General features: G+C 48.8%; 14 protein-coding genes and 1 tRNA gene. 7 read left to right on the top strand and 8 right to left on the bottom strand.

The window, feature by feature from the left end; all coding sequences use genetic code 11:
- Nucleotides 1–5 precede the first annotated feature (5 nt).
- Both AC6R03_RS13010 and AC6R03_RS13005 read left to right on the top strand, forming a co-directional pair.
- A tRNA-Arg gene (locus AC6R03_RS13010) sits at nt 6–82 on the top strand.
- A 134-nt stretch (nt 83–216) separates the two neighbouring features.
- Nucleotides 217–723, top strand: a complete 507-nt coding sequence (locus AC6R03_RS13005; protein ID WP_500630489.1) for a Fe3+-citrate ABC transporter substrate-binding protein — start codon at nt 217–219, stop codon at nt 721–723.
- A gap of 76 nt (nt 724–799) precedes the next feature.
- Here AC6R03_RS13005 and AC6R03_RS13000 read toward each other — a convergent pair whose 3' ends face one another.
- The 4 genes from AC6R03_RS13000 to AC6R03_RS12985 form a co-directional block, all read right to left on the bottom strand.
- Nucleotides 800–1,762 carry an OmpA family protein gene (locus AC6R03_RS13000; RefSeq protein ID WP_500630495.1) on the bottom strand — a complete coding sequence of 321 codons (963 nt, stop codon included), beginning with the start codon at nt 1,760–1,762 and terminating at the stop codon, nt 800–802.
- A 246-nt stretch (nt 1,763–2,008) separates the two neighbouring features.
- Nucleotides 2,009–3,436 (bottom strand): glutamate--tRNA ligase, encoded by a 1,428-nt coding sequence (gene gltX, locus AC6R03_RS12995; RefSeq protein WP_500630488.1) that lies wholly within the window; start codon nt 3,434–3,436, stop codon nt 2,009–2,011.
- A 96-nt stretch (nt 3,437–3,532) separates the two neighbouring features.
- The gene (locus AC6R03_RS12990) at nt 3,533–4,201 is read right to left on the bottom strand and encodes a DUF2057 family protein (protein ID WP_500630494.1); all 669 of its coding nucleotides are present in this window, start codon (nt 4,199–4,201) and stop codon (nt 3,533–3,535) included.
- 103 nt (nt 4,202–4,304) lie between these two features.
- Nucleotides 4,305–5,417 (bottom strand): porin, encoded by a 1,113-nt coding sequence (locus AC6R03_RS12985; RefSeq protein WP_500630487.1) that lies wholly within the window; start codon nt 5,415–5,417, stop codon nt 4,305–4,307.
- Between the two features lie 487 nt (nt 5,418–5,904).
- Here AC6R03_RS12985 and AC6R03_RS12980 point away from each other — a divergent pair, with 487 nt between their 5' ends.
- Complete coding sequence (locus AC6R03_RS12980; protein WP_500630486.1) at nt 5,905–8,646, top strand: heavy metal translocating P-type ATPase; 2,742 nt, start codon at nt 5,905–5,907, stop codon at nt 8,644–8,646.
- Nucleotides 8,643–9,092: a DUF411 domain-containing protein gene (locus AC6R03_RS12975; RefSeq protein ID WP_500630485.1), complete on the top strand. Its 450-nt coding sequence runs from the start codon at nt 8,643–8,645 to the stop codon at nt 9,090–9,092. The genes AC6R03_RS12980 and AC6R03_RS12975 overlap by 4 nt, the downstream gene beginning before the upstream one ends.
- Before the next feature lie 95 nt (nt 9,093–9,187).
- Here the strand turns inward: AC6R03_RS12975 and hemH are convergent, their stop codons facing one another.
- From hemH to htpG, 3 genes are all read right to left on the bottom strand, one after another.
- Entirely contained in the window at nt 9,188–10,147 is a 960-nt protein-coding gene (gene hemH / locus AC6R03_RS12970) for a ferrochelatase (RefSeq protein ID WP_500630484.1), read from the bottom strand.
- 155 nt (nt 10,148–10,302) lie between these two features.
- Nucleotides 10,303–10,947: an adenylate kinase gene (adk, locus tag AC6R03_RS12965; protein WP_334551248.1), complete on the bottom strand. Its 645-nt coding sequence runs from the start codon at nt 10,945–10,947 to the stop codon at nt 10,303–10,305.
- Between the two features lie 418 nt (nt 10,948–11,365).
- Entirely contained in the window at nt 11,366–13,270 is a 1,905-nt protein-coding gene (gene htpG, locus AC6R03_RS12960; protein WP_500630483.1) for a molecular chaperone HtpG, read from the bottom strand.
- 287 nt (nt 13,271–13,557) lie between these two features.
- Here htpG and AC6R03_RS12955 point away from each other — a divergent pair, with 287 nt between their 5' ends.
- From AC6R03_RS12955 to AC6R03_RS12945, 3 genes are read left to right on the top strand one after another with little or no spacing between them, the layout of a single operon-like run.
- Complete coding sequence (locus AC6R03_RS12955; RefSeq protein ID WP_500630482.1) at nt 13,558–14,412, top strand: winged helix-turn-helix domain-containing protein; 855 nt, start codon at nt 13,558–13,560, stop codon at nt 14,410–14,412.
- Between the two features lie 9 nt (nt 14,413–14,421).
- Nucleotides 14,422–14,937, top strand: coding sequence for a regulatory protein ToxS (locus AC6R03_RS12950; RefSeq protein WP_487903509.1), 516 nt, complete (start codon nt 14,422–14,424; stop codon nt 14,935–14,937).
- 41 nt (nt 14,938–14,978) lie between these two features.
- Entirely contained in the window at nt 14,979–15,257 is a 279-nt protein-coding gene (locus tag AC6R03_RS12945) for an Rdx family protein (protein ID WP_487903508.1), read from the top strand.
- 39 nt (nt 15,258–15,296) lie between these two features.
- On the opposite strand, the gene yfcE is transcribed toward AC6R03_RS12945, so the two are convergent.
- On the bottom strand, nt 15,297–15,842 hold the full coding sequence (gene yfcE / locus AC6R03_RS12940) for a phosphodiesterase (RefSeq protein ID WP_487903716.1): 546 nt from the start codon (nt 15,840–15,842) through the stop codon (nt 15,297–15,299).
- Nucleotides 15,843–15,855 lie beyond the last annotated feature (13 nt).

Here is a 15,855-nt window from a genome sequence, read left to right as displayed (position 1 = left end):
CCTGAGCTCCCGTGGCACAGCTGGATAGCGCGGCCCCCTCCTAAGGGGCAGGTCACAGGTTCGAATCCTGTCGGGAGCGCCAATATTCAAGAGCGGGTATCCACTCGCTCTTTTGCTTTCATTGTGAGCCTCTGCGCAATTACTTTTACTCTCTATTTTCCCTTGCGGCGAATCTCTTCTAAACTAGTAATTAACAAAGTTGTAGATAACCGCACAATGACAAAAAGCAACCTCATTACCAATACAGGTCATCGTTTTATTTCAAAAGCGAAAACCGCCTACAAAATTCATATCCATACGCCGGATGATAAGGTGTTGCACCGTTCGGTTGGTTATGTTCGTATCGGTGAAAAAAAAGGGCTGCAAAAAGCGATTCGCCTGAGAAATGAGCTGGGTAGCGAAATGTGGGGCAAATTCTGGCGTCGCCTCCTCAAAGACCCCTATCTGATCACGCGTCTCCCCCACTCACTGGAACCTAAAATTATTTATAAACCTCGACCCACAAAACACGATCCGGAGGCGAGAGACGAATGCTATATCGCCGCATGGAGAAACTACGATGACAATGGCCGTTTAATCTATAAAAGTGTCGTCTGTTCTATCAAAAAGCATGGTCGCTTGGGTGCCTACACCAAAACCAAAAAAGCCCTATTGGAAGCCAATAAGGATAATCTGGAAATACTCGAGTTCATGGGCCGCTTAACGAGTATCGCTCTCAAATAATCAAACTACGTTCTCAAGCCATAACGTAAAAAGCCTTGGCAGATGCCAAGGCTTTAGTATCAACATAGTGATCAACTTACTCTTCGTATTCAAACTCAGGAACGTTGATTTCGACGCGACGGTTCTTTTGACGACCTTCGCTGGTCTCATTTGACGCGATAGGGCTAGATTCACCTTTGCCCTCTGCAGTGATGCGCGAAGCATCGATGCCTTCATTTTCAAGCAAGCCGGCGATCGCTTGGGCACGCTTCTCTGACAACGTCTGATTGTACGCCGCTGAACCTGTGGAGTCCGTGTGACCTGTAATGGTAACGGTAGATTGCGGATACTGCTTCATCATGGCAACAAGTTTGTCGAGCATCGCGACACTTTCTGACTTTAGCTCAGCGCTGTTCACTTCGAAGATACCGGCATCAACCAACTGGGCGGTAAATTTCTTGGTTGCAGGCTCGGCGACCACTTCTTGCACCGGCTCTGCCGCCATCACCTCGGCGACGGGCTCTTCCGTTGTCATCGGCTGCTCACTCGCACCGAAACGGTAAACGAAATTCATCGTAGCAGAGTTCACGGCTGCACGAGCTGAGTTGTTATTTACGTCAGTCAAGCGCTGATATTCAATACGCACACCAGTGGACTTGCTCGCATTGAGCTCGACACCCACTGCACCTAGGAATGAGGCATCATTCTCACTTCCATAATCGACATAAGCACCGCCGACTTTACCGTAGAGTGAAATCACATCGGTCAGAGGTACACTGAGTTTCGGCGCAAGGGTAAACGCGCTGGCGGACTCGTCAGCAATACCATCAGCGGTGTATTTACCGAGATAGTCATAACCGGCTTCTAGGCCAAGCCAGTCCACAAATTGGTAACCCGCGAACACACCACCAGTGATGGCATCATCATCACAATCTGCGGTCATATCACACGCATCATTTAACCAAGATTTACCGACTTTACCCCCTAAATACACATCAGCGAATGAAGGCGCTGAAGAGAAAGCGAAAGCACTTGCTACAACCACTGCTACTGTTTTTATTTTCATTTATTTTCTCCTTAATGCGCGGTCCATTGACCACCACTTCCATTGGAAGACACCCTTTCAGAATATGTGAAGAATGACCAAATGTCTTGTCTCAAAGGTTAAAATGGCGTGAAAAATTATATTGATAAGTCAGTGATTAGTTAAACAAAGAAACCCAAAACTAGTGAACACCCCATAGATGCAAAAAAGCCGCAGAGATTAACCACTGCGGCTAGTGTCTTGATCTACTTAACGCGCGATTTACGCGTTCGCTTCACGCTCAGCAATAAAAGCAAGTGCCAATTCAATACGAGCGACAACGCGTTCTTTACCGATAAGCTCCATCACGGCATCCACTGATGGTGATTGACCACCGCCAGTCACAGCGACGCGCAGCGGCATACCAATTTTACCCATGCCGATCTCAAGCTCTTCACACACAGTCGCAATGATCGCTTGCTTGATGTTGTCGGTTGTCCACTCTGTCAGGGCTTTGGCTTTCTCTAGAGCAAGTTGCAGAGGCTCTTTGGCAACGCCACGAAGGTGCTTCTTCGCCGCCCCGGCTTCAAACTCCGAAAAGTCTTCGTAGAAGTATCGAATTTGCTCAGCCAGTTCCACTAATGTGTGACAACGCTCGCCGACCAGTTGAATCACATCTGTGATCGCAGGGCCATTTGAGATATCGAGTTTTTGGTTATCCAAATGCCATTGAAGATGCGTTGCAACGTACGCTGGATCGGAGGTTTTGATGTAGTGGTTGTTCAACCAAAGTAACTTGTCTGTGTTAAACGCAGAAGCTGACTTAGAAATCGCCTTCAAGGAGAAATGTTCAATCATCTCTTCGCGTGAGAAGATCTCTTGATCGCCATGAGACCAGCCCAAACGCACTAGGTAGTTATTGAGTGCATTCGGCAGATAACCTTCATCACGATATTGCATCACAGAGACCGCACCGTGGCGTTTTGACAGCTTCGCACCGTCATCACCCAAAATCATGGCACAGTGGGCAAACGTTGGCACGGGTGCACCTAGCGCTTTGTAAATATTGATTTGACGAGGCGTGTTGTTGATATGGTCTTCACCGCGAACAACGTGAGTGATGCCCATGTCCCAATCGTCGACAACAACCACAAAGTTGTAGGTTGGCGCGCCATCCGTACGACGGATAATCAGATCATCCAACTGATCGTTGCCAATTTCGATGCGGCCGCGAATTTGGTCGTCAAACACTACGCTGCCCTCTTTCGGGTTGCGGAAACGAATCACACACGGATCACCCTCTTTTGCTGCCGCGTTGGCAGCGATAATTTTCGGGTGGTTAGCGTCGTAGCGCGGCATCTGCTTTGCTTCTTCTTGTTCTGCGCGAATTTCGTCAAGCAGCTCTTTCGGTGCGTAACATTTGTACGCTTTGTCTTCAGCCAGCAGTTTGTCGACCATTTCATTGTAACGATCAAAACGCTTGGATTGGTAGTACGGGCCCTCATCCCACTCAAGTCCCATCCATTGCATGCCTTCAAGAATTGCATCGACAGCTTCTTGTGAATTACGCTCAAGGTCGGTGTCTTCAATACGAAGTACAAATTCACCGCCTTGGCTTTTTGCGTAGAGCCAAGAATAAAGAGCAGTACGAGCGCCACCCACATGGAGGTAGCCTGTCGGGCTTGGAGCAAAACGAGTTTTAACCGTCATGTAAAATACCTTGATTGTCTGAATGACTGCGCCGCCTTCCGTTTGCGCGGAGTGTGACGCCAAAATTGCGCGTTATTTTAGCACCGATATGTAAATCTACAATCCGTGGTTAAGGTGTTTTACTGCCCAAGAGAGAAACTCTTGGCGTTCTGAAGCAGGAAGCGTGAGAAAATCATGTTGCAACCGCGATGTACGTGTCGATTCCTCCTTATCCGTCAAACTCGGCGTCGCTTCTAGAACAACGTCGGATGGCGCTGGAGACGTAGCAGCTGTCGCAGTTGATTTTAATGTTGAGGTGCGCAGCTGCGCTTTACCATCACCAAGTTCGTTGTAGCTTGCTAACATTTCATCGTAGTTTTTGGTCAGAGAAAAACTCTGGTCGTAGATTTCATCCGATTGATACGGCAAAGGCTGGCCATTGACGTGTAAATGGACACTCGGTGCCCGTTTATACCGCTCTACCCCTCTTTGATCGCGGATAACAAAGGGTTCTGCAATGGTCACCGCTTGATCGTGCGCCTCAAATGTGACCACTAGAGGTAAGCCATTAAACTTCTGTTTACCTCCGTTGGTGTCAATCATCCCACTGACTCGCACTAACAGTTGATTGGTGCCGTTGGGCAGTTGCCATTCACCCGGTTTAACATGAACAATGGTATCGGTTGAGTTGAGCGCTAATACCTCCACTCGCCCCTCGGTCGTCAATTGCACGTTGGCCCACAGTGACTGACAGACAAACAAACTCAGCAGCGTTAATGATCTCATCACGATCTTTCCCTATTTTTATAATGGCAAATACATAGCAGTGGCAAAAAGTACAAAAACGACAAAAGGCGGACAGAGCCCGCCTTGCCTTTCTTGCTCTATATTAGAATACCCATTCGGTACCGATACGAATCATCAAATCGTCATCAAACGCTGCGTCGTCTTGTTGTGTTAAACGAACGAAGGTGTAGACAGAGTTAAATGAGTAACCGAATTCACCACTGATAGAGGTAGAATCCAGATCCTTATCTTTTCGGCCATCTTGCTTACCGGTTTGATCCGCGTAGCCGACACGAATATTGGCATTGCCAAAGTAGTAGTTCGCTTGAATGGAGTAAGCGTCGATTTCACGCTCTTTGTAGCCGTAGCCGCCACCATTGTTGGTCGAGTCGTAAGAGCCAGACTTGTAGGCACCTAATAGGTTGAAGTTGTCGAGTGGGCGAAGCTCAAAACCGACAAAGTACGCATCTGTGTCACCAATTGATGCTGCAACTCCTGGTTTCCATGAAGGCTGACCATTTGGATCTGGGTTGTTCGTATCCCAAATGCCAGATTCGCCACCTTCAAACGTCGTTCCTTCTGCGGTTTCAAACGCCGCATGCAGGGTCAACATATCCATTGGCGTCATAGAGATAGAACCACCAAAGAAGTTCGAATCTTCGTGATTTTCGCTACCGTTACCACCGGCCAAGCTAAATTTCACCATCTCACCAAACACTGGCGAATCGTAGCGGAACATTTGGCTCTTACGGTCAAAGTGGTAACGCTCACCGCTGCGCCATGCGCGGTCGAATGTGCGGCCTAAGTTTGATGCTGAGTATGGCCAGTCCACCAATTCATACATAGGTGTCAACATACGACCAAAACGCACGGAGCCCCAATCATCGCCGCGTAGGCCAACGAAGGTATCACGGTTGCCGAGCTTAGCGCCGTCATCCAGAACCCAACCCGATTCCACTTGAGCAAATGCCGTGACGCTGTCCGTCATCACTTTCGCAGCGCGAAAACCAACACGCGTTTCATTCTCTAGTGCCCAGCCTGCATCCGGCCCTGCATCATTTGATGCGCCGTAATCCACCGCTGAAATGGAGACCACACCATACACTTCAACATTGGCATCATTTGGGTCACCTAACATGTAAGCGTGTGCAGCGCCCGCAGTCAGAGTCGCCGCAGCAACTGCTGCGCTAAGAAACGTTTTTTTAAAGTGAGACATAAGATTAACCCCTATATAGTCATTTTTTGAATTTTTCTCTTGCCTCACCACCGCGCTGATGAATTCACAGTGGTGAGGACTCTTTATGGACGGGCTCATCTTGGCAAACTTTTTTTGCCTTAAAAAACAAACCAAATTATTTTTCGACTCACTTCAAATTAGTCATTGAGAGAATATCTAAATCAACGATATTTCAATGGGTTAATAAAAACCTAAAGCGATAAAAACGGCAATTTTGAGCTTTTTCTCCCTGCAAAGCGGTGAGATTGTTAACGCCGTCAAAGCCTATTTGCGTTTATTTAGCTCACTTTATATTTATAGTAAAAAAAGGGTGAACACGATCTCACTTGATGCAAGTCACTGATTTTGTTTAATACGTTGATTTCAAAGAATTTGACGTCATTCGGGCTCCAATGCTTGACCTTTCCCCTGAGGGAAGGTTTATGCTTATCAAACTCACATCGAATAACAGTGAAAGGCCGTCGCTATGTACAGGTTTGATATTCCATTACAAGGTTTGAGTTGCATGGGCTGCGCACGCAAAGTAGAGCGAGCGCTGATAGAGCATCATGCGCTCACCGTCCTCGACGTATCGAAAAAACACATTGAAGTCGAAAGTCACGTCCCGTTTGGCGAACTGGCGAAAACGGTGGCGTCTTTAGGCTATCAATCAGGAACAAGCTGTGCGTTTTCACTCTCAGGGCTAAACTGTGGCCGATGCGTGGCCAAGCTGCGAACGGCGCTCGAATCCCATCCGTCTATCGGTGATGTCGACATCTCCACCACCAAGCTCACCGTGACCGGTCTACTCACAGCAGACGAGATCATCGCCCTAGTACAAGAAACGGGTTACGATGCTGTGCCGATTAAAGACTCCCCGCTCATATTGGAAGACACAGTTGGTCAAGACCCTATCGGTGAAGAGCCTATCAAGGAGAGTCGCGATGAACCGCAGAGCACCGCGCAAAGAGATAGTAATGAGCACCACCTCTATTTCGCTATTTCAGGGATGACGTGCGCCAGTTGCGTCAGCTCAGTGGAAAAAGCCTTACTCTCCGTCGAGGGCGTGAACAGAGTCAGCGTTAACCTAGCCGAGCAAACCGCCTCAGTATTCAGCAAACGAGAAAGCGCACAGATACTGGCTGATCTTGTAGAAGCGAGCCAGAGCGCGGGTTATCAAGCCACACATATCGCCGATCCTAACACCCAGCAGGACGAGCAAGCGGCAAATTTGGCAAAGCAGCAAGCGCAGCACAAGCGTAGCGCACTGGCCGGTTTAATCGTCGGGGCGCCGCTCATGCTATGGGGCGTTCTCGGTGGCAGTATGATGATCCAAAACCGCGGCGACCAATGGGCGTGGGGCGTTGTTGGCTTGATCTGTTTTGCGCTACTGGCGAGTGCAGGAAGAGGATTTTTTGTTAACGCTATCGCGGCACTGCGCCATAAACGAGCGACCATGGACACCTTAGTCGCTCTGGGGACTGGCGCTGCCTGGCTCTTTTCGATGCTTGTGGTTGTCATGCCACAGTGGTTCCCTGTTGCATCAAGACACGTCTACTTTGAAGCCAGTGCCATGATTATCGGCCTGATTTCGCTCGGCCACTATATTGAAGCGAAAGCGAAAGCCAAGACTACCCAATCGCTTAAAGCCCTGATCAATTTGCAAAGTAACGACGCGCTGTTGGTCGACGAGCAAGGTGAACGAACCATCCCTATCGACCAGATCACCCAAGGTATGATGCTGCGCGTCATGCCTGGGGCTCAGTTCGCGGTCGATGGCGTTGTCACTGACGGGGAGTCCTATGTCGATGAGTCAATGCTTACCGGTGAGCCGATCCCAGTCTTCAAACGCAGCGGTGACACCGTACATGCCGGTACCTTGAACCAAGATGGTAGCTTGCTGTATCAAGCCACCAGCGTAGGCAGTGACACCATGCTGGCAAAAATCATCAAATTAGTCAGAGACGCGCAAAGCAGTAAACCGCAGATTGCCAAACTGGCCGATCAGATTTCATCCGTTTTTGTGCCTATCGTCGTCGCGATTGCTCTGATTGCGGCCGCAGTCTGGTTCTTTGTTGGACCTGAGCCCAAAGCCAGCTATATGCTGGTCACGGTGACCACAGTATTAATTATCGCCTGCCCATGTGCGCTTGGCCTTGCGACGCCACTGTCTGTGACTGTTGGGATTGGTAAAGCAGCGGAGCTAGGGATCTTAATTAAAGATGCGGATGTGTTGCAGTCGGCCAGTCGCATCGATACGGTCGTCTTTGATAAAACGGGCACCTTGACGCAAGGTAAACCTGAAGTGCAGTTTCACGCCCGCTACCATATCGATGACGAGACGCTTTTAGGTCTCAGCGCAGGTATCGAACGTCACTCGGAACACCCATTGGCAAAAGCCATCGTGCACTACGCCCAAGCGTCACACATCACACCGCTGCCTATCACACACTTCACTAACCTACGCGGACAAGGGGTGACCGGACACTATCAAAAGCAATCTCTAAGTGCTGTCTCTCTCAACTATGCCAAGGCAAAAGGCTGGGATCTTAGCCTCGCCGACGCAGACATCAAACGGGCGGCTGACCAGGCTTACACGCCAATCATTATTGCTTTGGATGAGCAGGTTGTCGGTGTGATGGCGATCGCCGATGGCATTAAACCTGATTCCGCGCGAACGATAACCACTTTAAAAAATATGGGGATTACCCCTGTGCTGCTGACTGGAGACAACGCCCATGTCGCCAACGCCATCGCAAAGCAGCTCGGTATTGATGACGTCATCGCCGAAGTGCTGCCAGATCAAAAAGCGCAGCATATTGAGTCACTGAAAGTGCGCGGTCAACGTGTCGCCATGGTCGGTGATGGCGTCAACGATGCACCCGCGCTCGCCTTAGCAGACATCGGTATTGCAATGGGCAGTGGCAGTGATGTGGCAATTGAAAGCGCGCAAATGACGTTACTCAACGCCTCGCCGATGGCGGTGGTGCAGGCCATCGAGCTCTCTAAAGCCACTCTCAAAAACATGAAACAGAACTTATTTGGTGCTTTCATCTATAACTCACTGGGCATTCCCGTCGCCGCTGGCGTGTTATACCCACTCTTTGGTTTCTTGCTCAGCCCAGTCATTGCTGGCGCAGCGATGGCTTTATCGTCGATTACTGTTGTCAGCAACGCCAATCGACTTCGACTTTTTAAAACCTCAACTCAGCTTGGAGATCGCTCATGAACAGATTGCTGAAAACCTCAATGTTGACCGCCCTACTCACTATAGCGCCGCAGGTACTGGCAGCCGATGTGGTCAACCATAAATCGCCGTACTGTGGCTGTTGTAGCGAGTGGACTAAACACATGGAGCAGGCAGGGTTCACCGTCAAAGAAGTACTGCATGACAACATGAACCCAATTAAAGAACAGCTAGGTATTAGCTCGCAGCTTGCCTCTTGCCATACCGCAGAAATCGACGGTTATGTATTTGAAGGCCACATCCCCGCCAGTGACATTCAAGCGTTTCTCGCCAATCCCCCCAAAAGGGCAAAAGGATTAGCGGTGCCAGGCATGCCGATGGGCTCACCCGGTATGGAATATGGAGAGAAAAGCGACGCCTATTCAGTGTATGCGTTCAATGAGCAAGGGCAGGTATTTGAATACCGTCATTATGAAGCGAAAGAGTAAAAAGTGAGTCAGTCACCATCAAGGGGCTGACATGAGGTGTAAAAAAGCCAGTCAAGAACACATCAGGCTCTTGGCTGGCTTAACATCGCCTCTCATTATTCTCCTTGAACTAAGGCTGCCATCATCTCGATATGCAGCTCATCATCATTGAGGCAAGGAATAAAATTAAACTGCTCTCCCCCATGCTCTTCATACAACTCACGACACTGCTCGGAAATCTCCTCTAAGGTCTCCAAACAATCGGCAGAAAAGGCAGGGGTCATAATATCGAGCTTTTTGATGCCAGCGCTCGGCAACTGTTCAATGGTTTTGTCCGTATAGGGCTGAAGCCACTCTTCTCGACCAAAGCGCGACTGGAACGTGGTGCCAATTTGTTCACTGGTTAATCCCAGCGCCTTACCCAAAAGCTCAGTGGTTCGCAAACAGTGCTGTGGATAGATGTCACCATTATCGGCGTAGCGTTTAGGGATGCCATGATACGAACAGAGCAAGTAATCCCCACGCCCATGTTGGCGCCAAGAGGCTTCAACACTGGCCGCCAGCGCTTTGATATACAGAGGATGATCGTGATAATCGCGCAACATTCGATAATTGGGTAACACGGGCATCGTTTTAAAGGCTTTCGCTAAGCCATCGTTGACCGCGCCAGTAGTGGTGCCGGAATACTGAGGGTAAAGAGGCAGCACAATGATCTCTTCGACGCCTTGTGCAAGCAGTGCCTCAACGCCAGATTGCAAACTAGGATTGCCATAAGTCATGCCAAGCTCGACTGGCATCGATAAAAAATCAGCCAGACGCGCCGCTTGTCGCTTAGAGTACACCATCAGCGGTGACCCTTCTTCCATCCACACGCTTTGATATAACTTGGCGACTTTGGGCGAGCGAATGGGCAATATCACACCATGTAAAATAGGGCACCACAGCCAGCGGCTCATGTCGACGACTCGATGATCATGAAGGAACTGACTTAGAAAGCGCTTCACGGCTGGTGCGGTGGGTTCATCGGGTGTGCCCAAGTTCACCAATAGCACACCTTGTTGTTTTTTATTCTGCATAGAGTCTGCCGATCCTGTGTTGAATCCAGTCTTAATTGTCTGAAAGATACGTTGCCTAGCCGCGTTAAGTTCAAGAGAAATATAAAAAAAGCGACCTGATTAGGTCGCTTCACTATAACAAATTTCACAAAAGTGATGATAATAGGTATTGCCTATTATGCTAATGCCTTCTCGATATCAGCGCTCACTTCCGCCACTTGCTTAGTACCATCGAATTTCAAGTACTTAGTGTTACCTGCTGCCGCTTCTTTCCCGTAGTATTCGATCAGTGGCGCAGTTTGATCGTGGTAGACACCTAAACGAGCGCGAACGGTCTCTTCTTTGTCGTCATCACGAACCACAAGGTCTTCACCCGTCACGTCATCTTTACCTTCCACTTTTGGTGGGTTGTACACAACGTGGTAAGTACGGCCTGACGCTAGGTGAGCACGACGGCCCGCCATACGCTCAACAATCACATCGTCAGCGACATCAAACTCAATCACGTAATCAACATCAACACCCATCTCTTTCAGGCCATCCGCTTGAGGGATAGTGCGAGGGAAGCCGTCTAGAAGGAAGCCTTTCTCACAGTCGTCTTGAGCGATACGCTCTTTGATAAGACCTAGGATGATTTCATCCGATACTAGTTGACCAGCATCAATCACAGCTTTCGCTTGTTTACCAAGCTCTGTCCCTGCTTTGATCGCAGCACGCAGCATGTCACCAGTAGAGATTTGTGGAATACCGTACTTCTCCATGATGAATTGAGCCTGTGTGCCTTTACCTGCACCTGGAGCACCTAGAAGAATGATGCGCATGTTAAATCCTCTTAAGATAATAATGGTTTATACCGAAGCTCACAGCGGCTTGCCACTTGGAGCCAGATCATCGGTAAGTTTCGGTATAACGGTTGTCATAATCAGCCGTTGCGTCTTGCAAGGCACAATGGACAACGTCCTCATACAAACACGGTTTACAATAGATACTGTCATAATAAACAGTAAAACAGGCGTGCACATTACACGCCTGTTTGATCGGTTTCAAGCTGGCATTCTATCATACAATTTAGGCTCAACGCGCCTATTACGACTAAAGAATGCTTAAACACTCACATTCGCCTGCAATATCATGAGTTTTTATGCATTTTGAGTGCAAGGTCCTCACAATTTCCTGCAGATTCGAACCAATAGACGCAAAAAGCCCGGAAGATACGGGCTTTTGCACGACGTTATGCCATTATCCTTTAGTCAAAAGGGTATTGATGGCGCCAAGGAACTGAGACGGGTCCGCCATCGAACCACGCTCTGCCAGCATGGCTTGACCAAGCAGTACCTCGACCCAACGGCCAAAGGCTTCCTCATCGGCCTCATCCGCCATACGCTTAACCAGCGCGTGCTCTGGGTTAAGTTCCAAAATGTACTTCACTTCTGGCGCGGCTTGACCTGCGGCTTCCAGCAGTTTGGCCATCTGTGTCCCCATTTCGAAATCATCGGTAACAACGACCGCTGGCGTCGATGCGAGTTTAAAGGTGGTGCGAACCTCTTTCACGCGATCGCCTAAGTAAGCCTTAGTGCGCTCGACAACCGACTTAAACTCTTCCTCGGTCTCTTTTTGTTTCTCTTTCTCCGCTTCGTCTTCGAACTGGCTAAGATCGAGACCCGCTTTCGTAATCGACTGGAACTGCTTACCATCGAACTCAGTTAAGTAGTTCATCAGCCACTCGTCGATGCGGTCATACATCAAGATAACTTCAATGCCCTTGGCCTTAAACTGCTCAAGGTGAGGGCTGTTCTTCGCCGCCGCGTAGCTGTCTGCGGTGAGGTAGTAAATCTTATCTTGGCCCTCTTTCATACGCTCAACGTAAGAAGCGAGGTCAACCGTTTGCTCTGCCGAGTCCACTTCCGTGGACGCAAAACGCAACAGACCGGCTACTTTCTCTTTGTTCGCCATGTCCTCAGCTGGGCCCTCTTTGAGCACCAAGCCAAACTCTTTCCAGAATGACTGATATTTCTCGCTGTCATTCTTAGCCATGCGTTCAAGCATGGTCAAAACACGTTTGGTACACGCATTACGCAGGGATTGAGTCACCTTGTTGTCTTGAAGAATTTCACGTGACACGTTGAGTGGTAAATCGTTGGAATCGATCAAGCCGCGTACAAAGCGCAGGTATGACGGCATGAACTGCTCTGCATCATCCATGATAAACACACGCTGCACATACAGCTTAAGACCCGATTTGTGGTCACGGTTCATCATATCCCAAGGTGCTTTTGATGGAATGTAAAGCAAACTGGTGTAGTCGTTTTTACCTTCCACTCGGTTGTGGCTCCATACTAGCGGATCGGCAAAATCGTGCGATACGTGCTTGTAAAACTCTTGGTACTCTTCCTCTGAGATGTCCGACTTATTGCGAGTCCATAGTGCTTGCGCTTTGTTGATCTGCTCCCACTTCTTCTCGTCGGTCTCTTTGCCTTCATCATCACGAACGGCCGTTTGGATTGAGACTGGAATACCGATGTGATCGGAGTATTTGCTGATCACATCACGCAAACGCCATTCGTTTAGGAACTCTTTACCCTCTTCACGCATATGAAGAATGATGTCGGTACCGCGCTGCTCTTTGACGATATCTTCGATGGTGTACTCACCTTCACCTGCTGAGTGCCATTGCACCGCCTGTTCGGCAGCCAGGCCAGCTGCGCGAGTGCGCACGGTCACGGCATCTGCGACGATAAAGGCGGAGTAGAAACCCACACCAAATTGACCGATTAATTGCGAATCTTTGCTTTGCTCTTCCGACAGCTTAGAGAAAAACTCTGCAGTGCCCGATTTGGCAATGGTACCTAGGTGTTCAATCACGTCATCACGACTCATACCGATGCCGTTATCGGAAATGGTCAGCGTGTTTGCTTCTTGATCAAAAGAGAGCTTTACACCCAATTCGGCGTCACCTTGATATAAATCGGGATTGGACAAGGCTTGGAAACGCAGTTTATCCGATGCGTCTGAAGCATTAGAAATCAACTCACGAAGAAAGATCTCTTTGTTTGAGTAGAGAGAATGGATCATCAGGTGAAGCAGTTGTTTGACTTCAGACTGAAAACCACGAGTTTCTTTGTTATTCGTTGCTGTTTCGCTCATGATAACTCCACATTTGGTGCTTTTTATTCCAAGGCCACCTGCCTATTCGCAGGAATATTGGCGCTAAATCTGACAGTTAAGATGAGGGTGGAGAGTGTAAATTCAAGGTCAAAAAACATAAAAACAGTGTTTTTTTGGTTTTATTTTGATTATTCTTGCACATCTAAAAATGAATAAATCATAAAGAGACGCCAAGATTTGCGCTGTTTTGTTCAATCAGCACTGCTTGGTGGCGAATGGATGCGCATTACGTTACTTGAACCTTTTTATAGAAATGGCCAACCTCAATGAGCAACATAGGTACTAAGTTCAACCTCGCGAACCGATTCACGTTTGACCCAAACACCAACTCTCTGACCGATAAAGAGAGTGACAACGAGGTGATTCGTCTGGGCAGCAATGAAAGTCGCATTCTCCTTTTATTGGCAGAAAAACCCAATGAAGTTGTCTCCCGCAACGAGCTGCACGATTTCGTGTGGCGAGAGCAAGGGTTTGAAGTCGACGACTCTAGCCTTACTCAAGCCATTTCTACACTAAGAAAGCTATTGCAAGACTCCACCAAGTCGCCTCAATACGTTAAAACAGTGCCTAAACGCGGCTACCAGTTGATCTGTCCGGTTGAAAGAGCGTTGCCTCAAGTCACCAGTGACGATCTCGAGGAGATGGACGACAGCCAAGATACTAACGTTTCAGGGTTCGACACCAACGAGAATGTAACAGCGTCATTGTCCCAGACCGTTGACACCACTGCCGGCACGGTGGACACCAAGAAACCTAAAACCAACAACAAGCCCTTGATGATGGTATTGCTTGTCATTACCGTCATGCTGCCTATCCTTGCTCTCCTGCTAGCAAAACCGGCGCAAACGCAGTTCCGTGAGCTGACAGTGGTCGATAGCACACCGGTGAGAACGCCGCTGAACCACCCAGATTTAAGCGTGTGGATGCCCTCTATCGAGCAGTGCGTCAAACGCTACAACGAAACACGCCAAGGGGATTTAGCGCCTGTAGAGGTGATCGCTACGGGTGGTCAAAACAATCAGTTAGTCTTGAACTACATTCACTCTCTTCAACAATCAGGTGAAAACATCACCTTGCGCATTGTTGCCGAGCAAGACGATCTCTCTCGAGTATGCCAGTAGGAGTTACCCATGAATCATAGAATCGCCGCTGGCCTCGCCATTATCTCTGCTGCGTTAAGTAGTTGGCTCTACTGGGGCAGTGATATCAAAATTGAGAAAATCCTCACCTCAAGTGAATGGCAATCGAAAATGGTCACCCTAATTGACCAAATGCGCCACGAACAAGATATCGGTCCTTTGCGTAAAGTGGACGTGGTTTCAAACGTTAAATATTTACCTAATAACACTTACATCCGCGTCTCTACCGTCCGCCTTTTTCCAGATACCGACTCACTAGAAAGCATCATCAATATCTCGGAAAGCGGTAAGTGGGACATCAGTGATAATTACTTGCTGATCACTCCAAGTGAGTTCAAAGATGTCTCTTCTGCGCAAACGCGCGACTTTTCCGAGCAGCAGTTAGAGCTTATCACACAGATCTTCAGGATGGATGCTCAGCAAAGCCGCCGCATAGATATTGTCAATGAGAAGACCTTGCTTCTGACCAGCCTCAGCCACGGCTCGACGGTGCTGTTCACCAATTAATACCTCTAGGGAGCTTCAGCTCCCTTCTTTGTGGAGAACATATGCTAAAAGCACACATTGATATTTACTACTGTCGCCAATGCAATTGGATGCTGCGTGCCACTTGGCTCAGCCAGGAGCTACTGCACACCTTTAGTGAAGAGATCGATACGCTGTCATTACACCCAGACACCGGTGGCCGATTTGAAATTCACTGCAATGGCGTGATGGTGTGGGAAAGAAAGCGCGATAGTGGCTTCCCAGAAGCGAAAGTGTTGAAACAACGAGTTCGCGACATCATCGATCCACAAAGAGATTTGGGCCACAGTGATACCAAGTAGCCCAAAGGTGTACTAGCCTTATTCTCAAATATTCCGTGTTTACAGCTGACAGCTAACGATGCACTCATCGTCAAAAGTGACGGTTTTCAGCTCGCCATCGTCATAAAGTCCGTAGCTAGGCGCAAAGCCGTTACGAGGGAAGGTCACCGAACCTGGGTTAAAGACGAAGTGTTCACCATCTCGCTGCGCCACTGGGATGTGAGTATGACCATGAACCAGCACATCATTGGGGCTTAGAGCTGGACGCTTGTCCGCGTTGTACAGATGACCGTGGGTTAAAAACAGTCGAGTGCCCGACTCCAAGACCAGCCAGGCGTAATCGGCCATAATAGGGAAATCGAGCAACATCTGATCCACTTCACTGTCGCAGTTGCCACGCACGGCAATGATCTGCGCGGCAAACTCATTGAGCCGACTGGCAACCTCGGCCGGGTTGTAACCCTCGGGGATCGGGTTTCTTGGTCCGTGATTCAGTATGTCCCCAAGCAGCACCAAAGTCTTAGCACCCGATGCTGAAAAGGCTGATAACAGTGCTTCGGCTGCAGGAAGGCTGCCGTGTATGTCTGACGCGATAAAAATTGTCACCTAATGCGTACCC

The sequence above is a fragment of the Vibrio sp. R10-SG-ISO4 genome, from assembly GCF_059834135.1.
The sequence above is the reverse complement of the archived record's forward strand: the minus strand, read 5'-3'. Positions and strand labels throughout refer to the sequence as shown.